The sequence below is a fragment of the Pimelobacter sp. 30-1 genome (genome assembly GCF_018831735.1).
Lineage (GTDB): Bacteria > Actinomycetota > Actinomycetes > Propionibacteriales > Nocardioidaceae > Nocardioides.
The window spans coordinates 183090-198497 of sequence record NZ_NHTS01000005.1 but is presented as its reverse complement, the minus strand read 5'-3'; the positions used below and the strand labels follow the sequence as shown (position 1 = coordinate 198497).

The following is a 15408-nucleotide window of genomic DNA, read 5'->3' as shown; positions in this document are numbered from 1 at the left end:
GCTAGACCAGGGTCTTCCAGTAGTACCAGAACTGCTCGATGATCAGCACCAGCACGAGCAGCACCGCCAGGGTCAGCGCGAACAGGTGCCACTCCCGCAGCGTCCGTACGACGCGTGCCCCGGCGACCTTGGCGCCGAACAGCCCCGCGCCCGCGTTGCGCAGCGTGACGTACCAGAAGATCGGCAGCACGACGGCCCACACGACCATGCAGTAGGGGCACAGCGCGCCGATCCGGTAGAGGCTCTGGAACATCAGCCAGAGCACGAACCCGAGCCCGAGCGTGACCCCCACCTGGAGACCGGCCCAGTACCAGCGCGCCAGCCGGGCGCCGGCCAGGAGCGCCGCCCCGGTCGCCACCACCACGGGGAATGCGGCGATGCCGAGCAGCGGGTTCGGGAAGCCGAACACCTCGGCCTGGTCGGTGACCATCACCGAGCCGCAGTTGAGGATCGGGTTGAGGCTGCAGGACGGCGTGTAGCCGGCGTCCTTGAGGAGCTCGATCTTCTCGAGCAGCAGCACGAACGCCGTCACGAAGCCGAGCGCGCCGCCGCCGACGAGGATCGCGCCGAGGCGCTTGTCGGTGCTCACTCGCCGAGGGCGTCGGTGAGCGCGCGCTCGAAGTCGGCGACCGACTCCGGCTGCAGCAGCTCGCCACCGAGGAAGAACGTCGGCGTCCCCTGCACGCCCAGCGCCAGCCCGTCGTCGACGTCGCGCTGCACCCGGGCTGCGACCTCGTCGGAGGCGTAGTCCGCGTCGTACCGGGCGAGGTCGAGGCCGAGCTCCTCGGCGTAGCCGCGGAACAGGTCGTCGAGCGGCACCCGCTGCTCCCCCCACGAGGACTGGGTGTCGTACATCTTGCGGTACATCTCCTCGAACTTGCCCTGGCGCGCGGCCGACTCGACCGCCCGCGCGGCGCGCTCGGCGTTGAAGTGGCCGGGCAGCGGGAAGTAGCGCACCACGAAGCTCACCTTGTCGCCGTACCGCTCGCGGAGGTCCTCGACCACCGGGTACGCCGCGCCGCAGGCCTCGCACTCGAAGTCGAGGAACTCGACGAGCTCGACGTCGCTGCTCCCCCGCTCACCCAGCACGCGGCTGTCGTCGCGCACGAGGCGGCTGTCCGTCGTACCGGCGCCGGAGGGGGTGTCGCCCCCCGGACCGGCGTCGGCCGGCTCGTCCCTCCCGCCCACCACGAGCAGGACGGCCACCACGGCCACGAACACCGCGGCGACCAGCAGGGTGGCCTTGAGCTGAGGCTTCACGGGGGCTCCTCCGTCGCTATCTACTAAGGAGCATCGTAGATGGTGCGGGCAAGCCGCCACGGGACCAGCGGCGCCATCGTCACCGCGACCCGCTCGTCCTCGGGGAGCCCCGCGTTGGCGCGCAGCTCCTCCTCCATCGCGAGCAGCGCGGTCATCCCGTCGGGGAAGGGTCCGCTGTAGTGCGTGCTGTAGGCGGTGCGCAGCACGAGGACGTACGGCTCGTCGACCTGGGCGGTCAGCGACTCGACCACCATGTTGATCACGCGCCGGATCGCGGCGGGCGAGACGGGCGCACCCTCCGGCTCGTCGGGCGTCTCGGGGAGCATCGGCATGCCTGGGAGACACCGGCATCGCGCGCTGCTGACGCGACTTGGCGCAGTGTCGTCCGGATCACCCCGGCGCAGCAGGCGCCGGCCGCAGCGCTCCGGCCACGAAGAACTGGATGTTCCCGCACCGGCTGCACACCGCTGCCTCCGCGCGCTTGTTGAGCCCCGTGTTCGCCATCCGCGAGGTGATCAGCGTGACGCCGTTGCGGGTGAAGGTCGATCCGGCGCACGTCGGGCAGGCCAGCGCGATGCCTCCCTCGACCACGAGCTGCTCGGGCTGGGACGTCATCGCTTGCTCCTGTGCTTGGCTCCCCGGGTAGGAGTCGAACCTACGTCGCTTGTCCTGATTCAAAGTCAGGCGGGCCCTACCGGCAGACCAACCGGGGATCGCGGGCTACAGCCTAAGGGCCATCGCCCCGGCAACGGCGACCGGCCGGACCTCGCGGCGGCGCCGGCGGAGGTCCTCCACCACGTCACCGCAGCAGGTCGCGCCCGATCACCATCCGCTGGATCTGGTTGGTCCCCTCGAAGATCTGGGTGACCTTCGCGTCGCGGAAGAGCCGCTCCACCGGGTACTCCCGCGTGTAGCCGTTGCCCCCGAACACCTGGATCGCGTCGGTCGTGACGCGCATGGCGGCGTCGCTGGCGGTGAGCTTGGCGATCGAGGCCTGGCGCGCGTAGGGGCGACCGGCGTCCTTGAGCCGCGCCGCCATCAGGTACGACGCCCGCGCGCGCTCGACGTCCGCCGCCATGTCCGCGAGCAGGAACTGCATCCCCTGGAACTCGCCGATGGTGCGCCCGAACTGCTCGCGCTCCTTGGCGTAGGCGACCGCGTGCGCGAGGGCGGCCTGGGCGATGCCGGTGGCGACGGCGGCGATGCCGAGGCGGCCCGCGTCGAGGGCGGAGAGGGCGACGCGCATGCCGGCGCCCTCGTCGCCGATGAGCTGGGCGGCCGGGATCCGGGCGCCGTCGAAGAGCACCTGGGTGGTGACGTCGCAGTGCAGGCCCATCTTCTTCTCGGGTGCGCCGAAGGACATCCCGGGGGTGCCGTCGGGGACGACGAACGCCGACAGGCCGCGCTTGGGGTCCTCGGAGGTGCGGGCGAAGAGGATGTAGTAGTCGGCGCAGGAGCCGTTGGAGATCCACGCCTTGGTGCCCTTGATGACGTAGTCGTCGCCGTCGCGGACCGCGGCGGTGCGGATGCCGCTGACGTCGGAGCCGGCCTGGGGCTCGGAGAGGCAGTAGGCGCCGAGCCAGTCGCCGGACAGCATCCGCGGCAGCCAGGCCTCGCGCACGGAGGCGGAGGCGTTGGCAGCGACGACGGTCGCGGTGAGGGCGTGCACGGAGACGCCGACGCCGACGCTGGGCCAGGCCGCGGCGATCTCCTCGACCACCTGGAGGTAGACCTCGTAGGGCTGTCCCCCGCCGCCGATCTCCTCGGCGAAGGGCAGGCTGAGCAGGCCCGACTGCCCCAGCAGGCGGTACGCCGCCTCGGGGAACTCCGCCTTCTCCTCGGCCTCGGCGACCCGCGGCGCGAGCTCCTTGGTCGCGATCTCACGGGCCAGGGCGAGGAGCTCCTCGGCCTCCTCGGTGGGCAGCAGGCGGTCGACAGTCGTTCCCATGCTGCCGACCCTAGTCGCGCGGGCTCCGCGGACCACCCTCGTCGGAGGGTGCTTCAGTAGGTGAGCTCGACCCAGTCGTCGACGTCGTAGCGGCCGTTGGTCTGGAGCGTGATCGACTGGATGCCGACCGGGCGCTCGTCGCGGTAGGTGATGAGCGCGATGCTGGCCGGACGGCGCAGCTTGGTCCCGATCGCGATGGCGTACGCCGCCCCGCCCGTCGTCCCGACGGTGTAGGTGTAGCCGGTCTTGCCGTTCTCGCCCTCGACCGCGGTCGGCCCGCTCTGGACGTGGATGTGGCCGCCGACGACGAGGTCGACGCAGCCCTTCTCCAGCGCCCTCGCGCCGAGCTTGGCGTCGTGGACCAGGATCGTGCCGGGGCGCTCGCCGTCGGCGTCGGCGGCGCAGGCCGCCTCGGTGACCCGGTCGGCGACCTCGGCGAAGCTCAGGCCCTTCTCGTCGCGCCAGTTGCCCAGCCCGCTCGACCGGGGGTCGTCGACGCCGAGGAGCCGCGAGCCGCCGGGGCCCTCGACCACCTCGTCGTCGAAGTACTTCCAGCCCAGCTTCTCCAGGTGGGCGCGGACGAAGCTGCCGTTGTCGTGGTTGCCGGCGACCGCCCAGCGGCCCTCGAAGTCGTCGAAGGCGGCGGCGACGGAGTCGAGGGAGAAGGCCTCCCAGTGGCTGCCGGTCGAGGTGTCGTCACCGGCGTCGTAGACCGTGGTGGCCCCGGCGGTGTCGGCGATGGCGCGGGCGACCTTGTCCATGCCGACGTTGTCGTGCCGGTCGGAGACGAGGACGGTGACCGTCTCGCCCTCCTCGGGCTGCCGCAGCTCGAGGTCGGCGGCCTTGGTGGCCGCGGCGGAGTAGAACTCCAGGCCCTGCCGGTAGCTGCTGACCGCGCTCTCGATCAGCCGGCGCGACTGGTCGGTGGTGGCATCGGCCAGCACCTGCACGTCGGCGACCTCGTCGGGCAGCACGACCTCGGCGCCGACGTAGTCCTGGAGCGTCTCCCAGCGCTCGCGCGGCGCCTCGAACCGCCCCCACCCCACCGGTACGACGACCGCGGCGACGAGCACGAGCACGCCCCCGGTCACCAGCAGCCCGCGTCGCGTGGGCAGGGCGCGCACGAGCGTACGACGCCGCTCGCTGCCGACCGCGGCCCACACCAGCAGCGGCACGGTGCCCAGGGCGCCGCCCTGGAGCAGGGCGGCGTAGGCCATCGACCGCACGCTGCGCTCGACGGCGGCGATCTGGCCCTCGGGCTGCGAGGCGATCGCGGCGTAGCGCGCGGTGAGCTCGTCGAGCGACTCGGTGTCGGTCTTGCCGAGCTCGATCGCCAGGCCCAGGCGGCTGCCGGACGGGATCCGCAGGTCCGGCAGCACCGGGCCGGTGCGGAGCACGATCTCGCCCGAGAAGTCGGGGCTCAGCGTGGCCTGGTGGCTCGCCACGTCGATCGTGCGCTCGCTGTTGACGAAGATCGTCGCGGCGAGGAGCAGGGACAGGACGATCCAGGCCCCGGCGTACCCCAGGCCCTGGAGGAGGCGACGTCGCGTCGGTGTCACGTCCGGGTCACGCTCAACGTCCGGCGCGGGCCTCCGCGACGGCGTACAGCGCGACCGAGGCGGCGACACCGGCGTTGAGGGACTCGAGCACACCCGCCATCGGGATCGACAGCAGCCGGTCGCAGTTCTCGGCGACCAGGCGCGAGAGACCCTCGCCCTCGGAGCCGACGACGAGCACGAGCGGGCCCTGGGCCAGGTCGGCGTCGGCGACGAGCTCGGGCAGCGTCAGGTCGCCGTCGGCGGCGAGGCCGACGACGAAGCAGCCCGCGTCCTGGTAGGCCTTGATCTGGCGGGTCAGGTTGACGGTCTGGGCGACGGGGCAGCGCGCGGCCGCACCGGCCGAGGTCTTCCAGGCGGCCGCGGTCATCGAGGCCGCGCGACGCTCGGGGATGACCACGCCGTGGGCGCCGAAACCGGCGGCGCTGCGGACGATCGCACCCAGGTTGCGGGGGTCGGTGATCGAGTCGAGGATGACGACGAGCGGCGCCTCGCCGGCCTCGTCGGCCGCCGCGAGCAGGTCGTCGGGGTGGGCGTACTCGTAGGCCGGGATCCGCGCGGCGAGGCCCTGGTGGACCGCACCGTCGGTGAGCCGGTCGAGCTCGCCGCGGCTGACCTCGAGCAGGCCGACGCCGTGCTCGGCCGCGAGCCGGAAGACCTCGCGCAGCCGGTTGTCGCGCTCGGCCCCCTCGGCGACGTAGACCGAGGTCACCGGGACCCGCTCGCGCAGCGCCTCGACGACCGGGTTGCGCCCGGCGATCCACTCGTCCCCGCCGGTACGACGGCGCGGACCGCCGCCGCGCCCGCTCTTCTTGTCGGCGCGCTTCTTGGCCTCGGCGATCTTGTGGGCCTTGTGGTACTCGCGGTCGACCGCCTTGGGCGTGGGGCCCTTGCCGGCGAGCCCGCGGCGCACCTGTCCGCCCGAGCCGACCTGCGGTCGCTTGCTCGACTTGCGGATCGCGCCCTTGCGGCTCGAATTGCCTGCCATCTCAGTTCACCGTCCAGGTAGGTCCATCAGGGGTGTCGGTGACCTCGATGCCGGCCGCCTTGATCCGATCGCGGATCGCGTCCGCACGCGTCCAGTCCTTGTCCGCCCGCGCCTGCGTGCGCTCGTCGAGCAGGCCGGCCACGAGGGCGTCGACCGCGGCGGTGAGCCGCTCCTCGGTGTCCGAGCCGCCGGACGTCGCCGCCCAGGCCGGGTCGGCCGGGTGCACGCCGAGCACGTCGAGCATCGCGCCGACCGCGCCCGCGGTGGCGGTGACGTCCTCGCCGGCGGCGAGCTGGCGGTTGCCCTCGCGCACGGTGTCGTAGAGGACGGCGACGGCGGCCGGCGTACCGAGGTCGTCGTCGAGCGCCGCGGCGAAGGCCTCGGGCAGCTCACCCGGCTCGGCACCACCGGCGCGCTGCACGAAGGACAGGATCCGCTGGTAGCCCGCGGCGGCCTCGTCGAGCGCCTCGAACGAGAACTCCACGTGGGAGCGGTAGTGCGCGGCGACCATGTAGAAGCGCAGCTCGGCACCGCTGACCCGCTGGAGGACCGACGGGATGCTGAGGGTGTTGCCGAGCGACTTGCTCATCTTCTCGCCGGCGGTGGTGATCCACGCGTTGTGCATCCAGTACGACGCGAACGCGCCGCCCGCCGCGCGGGACTGGGCCTGCTCGTTCTCGTGGTGCGGGAAGCGCAGGTCGACGCCGCCGCCGTGGATGTCGAAGGCCTCGCCGAGGTACTTGCCGGCCATCGCGGAGCACTCGATGTGCCAGCCCGGCCGGCCGCTGCCCCACGGGCTCGGCCAGGACGCGGTCTCCGGCTCGGAGTCCTTGCGGCCCTTCCAGAGGGCGAAGTCGCGGGGGTCGCGCTTGCCGCGCGGGTCGGCGTCGGCGGCCGGCTCCATGTCGTCGACGCCCTGGTGGGTCAGCTCGCCGTAGGCGGCCCAGGAGCGGACGTCGAAGTAGACGTCGCCGCTGCCGTCGGCCGCCGGGTAGGCGTGGCCGCGCTCGATGAGCAGGTCGATGAGCTCGATCATCTCGGGCACGTGACCGGTGGCGGCGGGCTCGTAGGTCGGCGGCGCGACGTTGAGCGCGGCGTAGGCCTTGTCGAGCTCGATCTTCATCGCGTAGGCGAGGTTGTACCAGGGGCGACCCTGCTCGGCCGACTTCGTCAGGATCTTGTCGTCGATGTCGGTGATGTTGCGGATGAACGTGACCTCGAAGCCGCGGTGGCGCAGCCAGCGCTGGAGGACGTCGAAGTTGACCGCGGACCGGACGTGACCGACGTGGGGCTCGCTCTGGACCGTCAGACCACAGACGTAGAGACCCACTTTGCCCTCCTGAAGGGGCACGAAGTCACGGACTTCGCGGGTCGCGGTGTCGTACAGCCGGATGGTCACCGGGTCAGTCTAGGGATCGCCGGGGGTCCGCCTCACATCGTCGGGACGCCGTCGCGCGGAGCACCCTGTTACGCAAGTGACGGATGTGACGTACCGTGAGGCAGTGCGTCGACTCTTCCCCGCCCCCGTCGTGCTCGCGCTCGCCGGCTGCCTCGTGGCCGGCGGCGTCGCCGTCACCCTGGACCGCACGTCCGGTGGACCCGGCGCGAGCGTCACCGCGGCCGCCGTCTCCGACCGCAAGGTCGACCTCGAGCGGTACGACGCCGCGGCCCAGTGGCGCACCGGCAAGGCCCGCGGCACGCGCGTCACGCCGGCCGGCGAGCTCGCCTTCGACCGCGGCATCCGGACCACCCGGCTGGCCGGGCGCACCTACGACACCGCCCGCTGGACCAGCCCCTGGGTCGCTCCGGGCTTCTCCTACACCGAGCTGATCGCGTCGTGGTCGGCGCGCACGCCCGGGTCGAGCTGGATCGAGCTGAAGGTGCGCGGCCGCTCGGCGGCCGGGCGCACGACCACCTGGGACTCGCTCGCCCGCTGGGCCGCCAAGGACACCGTGCTGAAGCGGGCCTCCGGCGGCGCGCAGGCCGACGACGGCACCACCCTCGCGACCGACACCTGGCGCACGGCCGGGCTGGCGTCGTACCAGCTGCGCGTGGAGGTGCACCGCCAGCGCGGCAAGCGCGCGGTGCCGCGCCTGGACCTGGCGACGGTGCTGACCTCCGCACTGCCCCCCACGGCCGGACCGGTCTCCGCGCCGGGCGTCGCGCGCGGCATCGAGCTGAGCGTGCCGCGCTACTCGCAGATGATCCACACCGGGCACTTCCCGCAGTGGGGCGGCGGCGGTGAGGCGTGGTGCTCGCCCACCTCGACCTCGATGGTGCTCGGCTACTACGGGCGCCTGCCGGGCGCGGCGTCGTACGCCTGGGTGCCGGGCGGGCACGCCGACCCGTGGGTCGACGCGGCGGCACGCTCGACGTACGACCACGCCTACCGGGGCACCGGCAACTGGCCCTTCACCACCGCGTACGCCGCCCGCCAGGCCGGCAAGGCGTTCGTCACCCGGTTGCGCGACCTGCGCGAGGCCGAGGTCCTGGTCAAGGCCGGCATCCCGCCGGTCCTCTCGATCGCCTTCCGGCGCGGCCAGCTGAGCGGCGCGCCGATCTCGTCGTCCAACGGGCACCTGCTCGTCGTCGTCGGCTTCACCAGCAAGGGCGACGTGATCGTCAACGACCCCGCGGCGCCGACCAACGCGAGCGTGCGGCGCGTCTACGCGCGGGCGCAGCTGGAGAAGGCCTGGCTGGAGGCGTCGGGCGGGACGGCGTACGTCATCCACGACGCGAAGCACCCGCTGCCGAAGGCGCCCGCCGGCAACTGGTGATCAGGCCTTGGCGGTGACGTCGATCGTGTGCCAGCCGGTCGCACCGTCGGGCACGACGTCCGCGAGCACACCGGTCTGGACGTTGCCGTCGGCGTCGACCGCACGGACCCGCAGCTGGTGGTCGCCCTCGTCGAGCGTCACCGTCGCGCGCCACTGGACCCACGTGTCGACGTTGGGCGTCGCCGCCAGCCGGGCCCGCTGCCAGGCCCCGCCGTCGACCTGGACCTCGACCGCGGAGATGCCCGTGTGCTGCATCCACGCGACGCCCGCGCAGACCAGCTCGCCGACCGGGACGTCGGCGCCCGAGCTCGGCACCTCGATCTTGGACGCGATCTTGACCGGGCCCATCTCGGACCAGCCCTTCTCGGTCCAGTACGCCGTGATGTCGTCGTACCGGGTGACCTCCATGTCGACGACCCACTTGGTCGCCGAGACATAGCCGTAGAGCCCCGGAACGATCGTGCGCACCGGGAAGCCGTGCTCGATCGGCAGCGGCTCGCCGTTCATCGCCACGGCCAGCAGGGCGTTGCGCTCGTCCATCATCGCCGCGAGCGGCGTACCGCAGGTCCAGCCGTCCTCGGAGGTCTGGAGCACCGCGTCGGCATCAGGATGGGGCCCGGCCTCGGCGAGGATCGCCGCCAGCCGTACGCCGCTCCACCAGGCATTGCCGACCAGGTCGCCGCCGACCTCGTTGGACACGCAGTTGAGCGTGATCCAGTCCTCGGTGATCTCGCGCGAGACCAGGTCGCGGTAGGACAGCGTGATCTCGCGATCGACCATCCCGTGGATCCGCAGCTCCCAGTCGGCCGGCGCGATGGTCGGCTTGATGAAGGCCGTGTCGATCAAGTAGAAGTCCGCATTCGGCGTCTGCCACGGCGAGACGCCCTTGATCCCGAGGCTCGCCCCGGGCGGTACGTCGGGCGCGGTCACGCCCTCGATCCGCAGCAGCCGCCGGCTCTCCTCGGCCTTGCGCCGCGCCGAGCCCGCCACCCGCCCGAGCAGCCCTCCGCACGCCGCGACCAGCCCGACCACACCCGCCGCCACGAAGAACCCCCGCCGGCTGGGCATCGGCGCCGTCACCGGCTCCCCCGCCGCCTCGGCCAGCTCCCAGCGCCGCAGCCACTCGGCCAGCGCCGCCAGCGCCACCAGCCACGCCAGCAGGCCCACCACGACGGGCGCGAGGTCGGTGAACGACGTGTTGGGCTTGGCCACCACCGCCGCCGCACCCACGCCCGCCAGGACGACGTACCCGGCGACGGCGAGCCACCACCGCGTCCGTGCCACCCGCCCGATCACCGCGAAGACGACCACGAGGAACGTCAGGATCCCGAGCACGAGGACCTTCTTGTCCGCCGTGTCGAACGTGTCGATCGCCCACCGCGCCACCTTGCCCGGCGTCAACGCGGTGAACCCCTCGGCCACCGCCACCACCGGCGCATCCCGCACGTGCAGCAGCGCCGCGGCGGCGTAGCTCAGCGCCAGGCCCAGCAGGCCCGACAGCACGCCGGCGGTCGCCCACCAAGCACGGGAAGTCCTCACCCTGGTGATTCTTCCTCATCACCGGTGCGCACGGTCGAGGTGGCGACCTCGGGCATGATCAGGCCGTGACCTCCTCCGGACTCCGCATCGGCATCGGCTCCGACGTCCACCGCCTCGTCCCGCGCGATGCCGGCGACCCGCCGCTGGCCCTGGGCGGGCTGACCTGGCCCGACGAGGACGTCCGGCTCGACGGGCACTCCGATGCCGACGTGGCGGCCCACGCGGCCTGCGACGCGCTGCTCTCGGCCGCCGGCCTGGGTGACCTCGGCAGCAACTTCGGTACGGCGGAGCCCCAGTGGGCCGGGGCGAGCGGGGCGGCGCTGCTCGGGGAGACCCGGCGCCGGGTCGAGGCGGCGGGGTTCGCGGTCGTCAACGTCGCGGTCCAGGTGATCGGGAACCGGCCCAAGGTCGGTCCGCGGCGCAGCGAGGCCGAGGCGGCGCTGTCCGAGGTGCTCGGGGCGCCCGTGTCGCTGTCGGCGACGACGACCGACGGGCTCGGGCTGACCGGGCGGGGCGAGGGCGTCGCGGCGATCGCGACCGCGCTGCTGACGGGCGTGCAAGGCTGACCCTCGTGTCCGAGCACGAGCACGAGGTGATCACCGAGGACGGCCTGCGCATCCACGTGACGGTCCGCGGGCCCGCGGACGCGCCGCTGACGGTGCTGCTAGCGCACTGCTGGACGGCCGAGGAGTCGGACTGGCACTACCAGGTCACCGACCTGCTGGCCCGCTTCGGCCACGACATCCGACTCGTCACCTGGGACCACCGCGGGCACGGCCGGTCCGACCGGGCGAGCGAGGCGGCGTGCACCATCCCGCACCTGGCACGCGACCTCGGGCTGGTCGTCGACACCTACGCGACCGAGGGGCCGCTCGTCGTCGCCGGGCACTCCGTGGGCGGCATGACGATCACCGCGATCCCCGAGGAGCGCCCCGACCTGATGGCCCGGATCGTCGGCGCCCTCTTCGTCAGCACCACGAGCGGCGAGCTGCACAAGGTCACCCTCGGCCTCCCGGCCGCGGCGGGTGCGCTGCTGCGCGACCGGCTGCCGTTCATCCTGGCCAACCGCTCCCGGATGCTCAGCCTCAGCCGCCGCGAGAAGTACCCCGTCATCGAGCGCCAGATCGCGCGCCGCTTCCTCTTCGGCCGCCCGGCCCGCCCCCGGGACGTCGGCCACGTCGTCGACCAGCTCGTCCGCGCCCGGCCCGAGACGATGTCGGGCTTCTTCAAGGACATGATGGCGCACGACCGGATCGGCAACCTGGCGGCCTTCGACGACATCCCGGCCACCGTCCTGGTCGGCAGCCGCGACCTGCTCACCCCGCCCGAGCACGCCGCCAAGATCGCCCAGGGCATCCGCGGCGCACGGCTGCTCGTCGCGCCCGGCGCCGGGCACTACCTGCCGTTCGAGCGGCGCGAGCTCGTCAGCGCCGAGCTGTGCGCGCTGGTCGACCGCGCCCTCGCCCGCACCCGCGCGACGACCTAGGGCGCGGGTCAGGCCGCGGCGCCCTTGCGGTGCCCGACCAGGACGACGCCTTCGACCACCTGCACCTCGTACGCCGGCACCGCCACCTGGACGTCGTCCAGGCAGCGCCCGGTGCGCAGGTCGAAGGCGTGCCGGTGCGCCGGCAGGGCGACGTACGGCACAGTGCCGCGGCGCCCGATGATCCCCTTGGCGATGCCCCCGCCGACGTGTCCGGCGAAGGGATCGTGGTTGCCGAGCGCGTAGACGACGTCGCCCGGGGTCCGGAAGATCGCGACCGCCTGGCCGTGCACCAGTGCGGTCACCCCCCGGCCGACCCCGAGCTCGGCCATCCGGCAGATCGGTTGCCACTCCTCGGTGGCCCCGCGTCCCGTCATGCTCGTGAACGTAGGCCGACGCTGTTGTCGGCAGCGTTTCGGCGTGTAACGACGAGGAAAACCCTGGCCGCTGGGCGTGTCTCTCGAGTCCGCGCCGTCGCGAGCGGTGTTTGCGGCCGATCTGGCAAGGCCGAGTCGCGAAGGCGGGCCGGAGGCCCGTCGAGTCGGCGAGAACGCCGCCAGATCGAGTCGCAAACGCCGCGCAGCAGGCGCGGACTCGAGAGACACGCCCTAGGCTCACGGCGTGCCGAGCTCACCCACCGCCGCCGTCGTCGTCCTCGCCGCCGGCAGCGGCAGCCGGGTCGGTGCCGAGGTCAACAAGGTCCTGCTGCCCCTCCAGGGGCTCCCGCTGCTCGCCTGGTCGGTCCGCACCGCGCTCGACGTACCGGACGTCGACCCGGTCGTCGTGGTCTGCCGTCCCGGCGAGCGGGCGGACGTCGGCGCCGCGCTGCTCTCGGTGATCGGCGAGCGCGAGGTGCTGCTGGTCGAGGGAGGCGCCACCCGGCAGGCCTCCGAGCAGGCCGCCCTGAACGTGCTGGCCTCCCGCGTCGCCGACGGCAGCGTCGACGTGGTCGCGATCCACGACGGCGCCCGGCCGCTCGCGAGCGCCGCGCTGTTCGCCACCACGATCGCCACCGCCCGCACGTACGGCGGCGCGGTCCCCACGCTCGACCTGCCCGCCCTGCTGCCCCGCGACCCGGCCGCGACCCCCGCGCCCGGCGGACCCGGCACCCGGCTGGTGGGGGTCCAGACGCCGCAGGCCTTCCGCGCCGCACCGCTCCTCGCGGCCTATGCGGACGCCGCCGCGGCCGGGTTCGACGGCACCGACACCGCCGCTGCCTTCGCCGCGTTCGCGCCCGCGGAGCACGAGGTGCGGGCCGTGCCCACCGGACCGGCCAACCTCAAGGTGACCTTCGCCGAGGACCTGCGCGTCGCCGGGCGGCTCCTGGCCCAGGCCTAGCGCCCCCGCGGGCCCGGCCTCAGGGCAGCCGGACCGCCACCCGCAGCCCACCCTCGGCCCGCGGCACGAGCGTCAACGTGCCGTCGTGCGCCGCGGCGATGCTCGCGACGATGGCCAGGCCCAGGCCGCTGCCGTCGTGCGCGGCGTCCCCGGTGCGGACCCGGTCGGTGCCGCGCCGGAACGGCTCAGTCAGCGTCGCGACGAGCCCCGGGTCCAGCACCGCGCCGGTGTTCTCGACGACCAGCTCGACGCCGGCGCCGTCGCTGCGGGTGGTCACCCGGACCCAGCCGCTCGCGGGCAGGTTGTGCACGATCGCGTTGTGCACGAGGTTCGTCGTGAGCTGGAGCAGGAGCGCGGGCTCGCCCTGGACCGGCGCGAGGTCGCCGGTGGTCTCGAGGGTGACCCCGCGCTGCTCCGCGAAGGGCAGCAGCGTCTCGGTGGCCTCCTCGGCGACGAGCGAGAGGTCGACGTACTCGCGGACGAAGGAGCGCTGGTCGGCCCGGCTCAGCACCAGCAGCGCCTCGGTGAGGTGGATGGCCCGGGCGTTGACGGCGTGCAGGCTCTCGACCAGGCGGCCCAGGTCGCGGTCGGGATCCTTGCGGGCCACCTCCAGCAGCGTCTGGGTGATCGTCAGCGGCGTCCGCAGCTCGTGCGAGGCGTTCGCGGCGAACCGGCGCTGCTCGGCGACGTGGGCGTCGAGGCGCCCGAGCATGCCGTCGAAGGCGTCGGCCAGCTCGCGGAACTCGTCGCGCCGTCCGCGCAGCCGGATCCGGTGCGCCAGCGACCCCGCCGCGGCCCGCCGGGTCGCCTCGGTGATCCGTCCGAGCGGCGCGAGCATCCGCCCGGCCAGGAACCAGCCGCCGACCAGGCCGCACAGCAGCAGGAACACCAGCACCGCGGCCGCCTTGGGCGCGAACGCCGACCACAGGTCCGAGCGCCCCGGGATGAACAGGTACGGCGAGCGCATCATGTCGTCCGTACCGCCCTCGGTCGGCACGGTCACCGCCTGGTCGGGCACGTAGCGCAGCAGGAACAGCCAGACCACCGCGAGCAGCAGCGCCCCGGCGAGCATCAGGAAGCCGGCATAGCTGAGGGTGAGCTTGAGCCGGACGCTCATCCCCGGCGGCCTAGCCATCCGCGGCGATCCGGTAGCCGACGCCCGCCACGGTGGCGGTCACCCACGGCTCCCCCAGCCGCTTGCGCAGCGCCGAGACGGTGATCCGGACGGCGTTGGTGAACGGGTCGGCGTTCTCGTCCCAGGCCCGCTCCAGCAGCTCCTCGGCGCTCACCACGCCGCCGTCGGCGGCGACGAGGACCTCGAGGACGGCGAACTGCTTGCGGGTCAGCGCGACGTACCGCCCGTCGCGGTAGACCTCGCGGCGGAACGGGTCCAGCCGCACCCCGGCGATCTCGCGCACCGGTGGGCGGTGGTGGGCGCGGCGCCGGTCGAGCGCGCGCAGCCGCAGCACCAGCTCGCGCAGCTGGAACGGCTTGGTGAGGTAGTCGTCGGCGCCGAGCTCGAAGCCGGACTCCTTGTCGTCGAGCCGGTCGGCCGCGGTGAGCATGAGGATCGGCATCCCGCTGCCGGAGGCCACGATCCGCCGGGCGATCTCGTCGCCGTCCGGACCGGGTACGTCGCGGTCGAGCACCGCGATGTCGTAGCTGTTGACGCTCAGCATCTCGAGCGCGGTGTCGCCGTCCCCGGCGATGTCGGCCGCGATCGCCTCGAGGCGCAGTCCGTCCCGGACGGCCTCGGCCAGAAGAGGCTCGTCCTCGACGATCAGCACCCGCACCTCGCCGATGCTACGAGCCCCCGCATATCGCGGGCATATCGAAAATCCGATACGGCCTGGCAACGGCGTCCTGCCTTGACTCCTCGCCATGACCTTCTTCCCCTCCCCCCGCTCCGCCTTCCTCCTCCTCGTCGTGGTCGTGCTGCTCGGCGCCGTCGGCTACCGCTCGCTCACCTCGTCCTCCTCGTCGGCGGCCGACGCTGCGCCGGTCGGCGACGGCCGGCTCCCCGAGGGCACCTCGGTGTACGACGAGGACCACGCCGGCATCACCGAGCTCGACCCGGGCCTGCTGCGCGCCCTGCGCCGGGCCGCGACCGACGCGGCCGGCGACGACGTCGACATCGTGGTCAACAGCGGCTGGCGCTCGCCGTCGTACCAGAAGCGGCTGCTGGACGAGGCCGTCACCAAGTACGGCTCCCGCGCCGAGGCCGCCCGCTGGGTCGCCACCCCCCAGGCCTCCCCCCACGTGGCCGGCGACGCCGTCGACGTCGGCCCCACCGCCGCGACGACCTGGCTCGCCGCCCACGGCGCGCGCTACGGGCTGTGCCGGATCTACGACAACGAGCCCTGGCACTACGAGCTGCGCCCCGAGGCGACCGATCAGGGCTGCCCGCCTCGCTACCCTGACCCCACCCACGACCCGCGCACGCAGCGGTGAACCCGCCTCGCCGCCTCGCCGCCCACCGTGAGGAGCAGGTGTGGCCCGCACGCCCGGTACGTCCTGGA

17 protein-coding genes and 1 tRNA gene are annotated in these 15408 nt (G+C 73.4%); 5 read left to right on the top strand and 13 right to left on the bottom strand.

The annotated features are described in order from the left end of the window. Position 1: 1 nt before the first annotated feature. The 9 genes from CCO04_RS12340 to cysS form a co-directional block, all read right to left on the bottom strand. Positions 2 to 589, bottom strand: coding sequence for a vitamin K epoxide reductase family protein (locus CCO04_RS12340; RefSeq protein WP_215814441.1), 588 nt, complete (start codon positions 587 to 589; stop codon positions 2 to 4). Then, the gene (locus CCO04_RS28540; RefSeq protein WP_308281191.1) at positions 586 to 1260 is read right to left on the bottom strand and encodes a thioredoxin domain-containing protein; all 675 of its coding nucleotides are present in this window, start codon (positions 1258 to 1260) and stop codon (positions 586 to 588) included. Before CCO04_RS28540 ends, CCO04_RS12340 begins: the two co-directional genes overlap by 4 nt. A gap of 23 nt (positions 1261 to 1283) precedes the next feature. Further along, on the bottom strand, positions 1284 to 1592 hold the full coding sequence (locus CCO04_RS28535) for a hypothetical protein (RefSeq protein WP_252373155.1): 309 nt from the start codon (positions 1590 to 1592) through the stop codon (positions 1284 to 1286). A 58-nt stretch (positions 1593 to 1650) separates the two neighbouring features. Continuing rightward, entirely contained in the window at positions 1651 to 1875 is a 225-nt protein-coding gene (locus CCO04_RS12330) for a hypothetical protein (RefSeq protein WP_215814439.1), read from the bottom strand. A 16-nt stretch (positions 1876 to 1891) separates the two neighbouring features. After that, positions 1892 to 1973: transfer RNA gene (locus CCO04_RS12325), tRNA-Gln, on the bottom strand. Between the two features lie 86 nt (positions 1974 to 2059). Continuing rightward, entirely contained in the window at positions 2060 to 3208 is a 1149-nt protein-coding gene (locus CCO04_RS12320; protein WP_215814438.1) for an acyl-CoA dehydrogenase family protein, read from the bottom strand. Between the two features lie 53 nt (positions 3209 to 3261). Further along, positions 3262 to 4767, bottom strand: a complete 1506-nt coding sequence (locus tag CCO04_RS12315; RefSeq protein WP_308281190.1) for a metallophosphoesterase — start codon at positions 4765 to 4767, stop codon at positions 3262 to 3264. A gap of 13 nt (positions 4768 to 4780) precedes the next feature. Further along, complete coding sequence (rlmB, locus tag CCO04_RS12310) at positions 4781 to 5752, bottom strand: 23S rRNA (guanosine(2251)-2'-O)-methyltransferase RlmB (RefSeq protein WP_215814437.1); 972 nt, start codon at positions 5750 to 5752, stop codon at positions 4781 to 4783. 1 nt (position 5753) lies between these two features. After that, positions 5754 to 7151, bottom strand: a complete 1398-nt coding sequence (gene cysS, locus CCO04_RS12305; RefSeq protein ID WP_215814436.1) for a cysteine--tRNA ligase — start codon at positions 7149 to 7151, stop codon at positions 5754 to 5756. 103 nt (positions 7152 to 7254) lie between these two features. On the opposite strand from cysS, the gene CCO04_RS29780 reads away from it, so the two are divergent. Further along, positions 7255 to 8529, top strand: a complete 1275-nt coding sequence (locus CCO04_RS29780) for a C39 family peptidase (protein ID WP_215814435.1) — start codon at positions 7255 to 7257, stop codon at positions 8527 to 8529. Here the strand turns inward: CCO04_RS29780 and CCO04_RS12295 are convergent, their stop codons facing one another. Beyond that, entirely contained in the window at positions 8530 to 10068 is a 1539-nt protein-coding gene (locus CCO04_RS12295; protein WP_215814434.1) for a molybdopterin-dependent oxidoreductase, read from the bottom strand. It lies immediately after the preceding gene. Positions 10069 to 10133: 65 nt separating this feature from the next. Here CCO04_RS12295 and ispF point away from each other — a divergent pair, with 65 nt between their 5' ends. Both ispF and CCO04_RS12285 read left to right on the top strand, forming a co-directional pair. Beyond that, positions 10134 to 10634 carry a 2-C-methyl-D-erythritol 2,4-cyclodiphosphate synthase gene (gene ispF / locus CCO04_RS12290; RefSeq protein WP_215814433.1) on the top strand — a complete coding sequence of 167 codons (501 nt, stop codon included), beginning with the start codon at positions 10134 to 10136 and terminating at the stop codon, positions 10632 to 10634. A 5-nt stretch (positions 10635 to 10639) separates the two neighbouring features. Then, a complete protein-coding gene (locus tag CCO04_RS12285) occupies positions 10640 to 11554 on the top strand; it encodes an alpha/beta fold hydrolase (RefSeq protein ID WP_215814432.1) in 915 nt (304 codons plus the stop codon). A gap of 8 nt (positions 11555 to 11562) precedes the next feature. Here CCO04_RS12285 and nirD read toward each other — a convergent pair whose 3' ends face one another. Further along, entirely contained in the window at positions 11563 to 11928 is a 366-nt protein-coding gene (nirD, locus tag CCO04_RS12280; protein WP_215814431.1) for a nitrite reductase small subunit NirD, read from the bottom strand. A 244-nt stretch (positions 11929 to 12172) separates the two neighbouring features. On the opposite strand from nirD, the gene CCO04_RS12275 reads away from it, so the two are divergent. Then, positions 12173 to 12889, top strand: a complete 717-nt coding sequence (locus tag CCO04_RS12275; protein ID WP_215814430.1) for a 2-C-methyl-D-erythritol 4-phosphate cytidylyltransferase — start codon at positions 12173 to 12175, stop codon at positions 12887 to 12889. Positions 12890 to 12908: 19 nt separating this feature from the next. Here the strand turns inward: CCO04_RS12275 and CCO04_RS12270 are convergent, their stop codons facing one another. Then, the gene (locus CCO04_RS12270) at positions 12909 to 14024 is read right to left on the bottom strand and encodes a HAMP domain-containing sensor histidine kinase (RefSeq protein ID WP_215814429.1); all 1116 of its coding nucleotides are present in this window, start codon (positions 14022 to 14024) and stop codon (positions 12909 to 12911) included. After that, positions 14017 to 14682: a response regulator transcription factor gene (locus tag CCO04_RS12265; RefSeq protein WP_215814428.1), complete on the bottom strand. Its 666-nt coding sequence runs from the start codon at positions 14680 to 14682 to the stop codon at positions 14017 to 14019. The genes CCO04_RS12270 and CCO04_RS12265 overlap by 8 nt, the downstream gene beginning before the upstream one ends. Before the next feature lie 88 nt (positions 14683 to 14770). On the opposite strand from CCO04_RS12265, the gene CCO04_RS12260 reads away from it, so the two are divergent. Continuing rightward, positions 14771 to 15340 (top strand): M15 family metallopeptidase, encoded by a 570-nt coding sequence (locus CCO04_RS12260; protein ID WP_215814427.1) that lies wholly within the window; start codon positions 14771 to 14773, stop codon positions 15338 to 15340. Positions 15341 to 15408: the final 68 nt, after the last annotated feature.

What these genes read in the sequence shown, in the direction of transcription:
- CCO04_RS28535 (WP_252373155.1), bottom strand. Translation starts at nt 1,592, where the DNA reads ATGCCGATGCTCCCCGAGACGCCCGACGAGCCGGAGGGTGCGCCCGTC.
- CCO04_RS12330 (WP_215814439.1), bottom strand. Translation starts at nt 1,875, where the DNA reads ATGACGTCCCAGCCCGAGCAGCTCGTGGTCGAGGGAGGCATCGCGCTG.
- CCO04_RS12320 (WP_215814438.1), bottom strand. Translation starts at nt 3,208, where the DNA reads ATGGGAACGACTGTCGACCGCCTGCTGCCCACCGAGGAGGCCGAGGAG.
- rlmB (WP_215814437.1), bottom strand. Translation starts at nt 5,752, where the DNA reads ATGGCAGGCAATTCGAGCCGCAAGGGCGCGATCCGCAAGTCGAGCAAG.
- nirD (WP_215814431.1), bottom strand. Translation starts at nt 11,928, where the DNA reads ATGACGGGACGCGGGGCCACCGAGGAGTGGCAACCGATCTGCCGGATG.
- CCO04_RS12270 (WP_215814429.1), bottom strand. Translation starts at nt 14,024, where the DNA reads ATGGCTAGGCCGCCGGGGATGAGCGTCCGGCTCAAGCTCACCCTCAGC.
- CCO04_RS12260 (WP_215814427.1), top strand. Translation starts at nt 14,771, where the DNA reads ATGACCTTCTTCCCCTCCCCCCGCTCCGCCTTCCTCCTCCTCGTCGTG.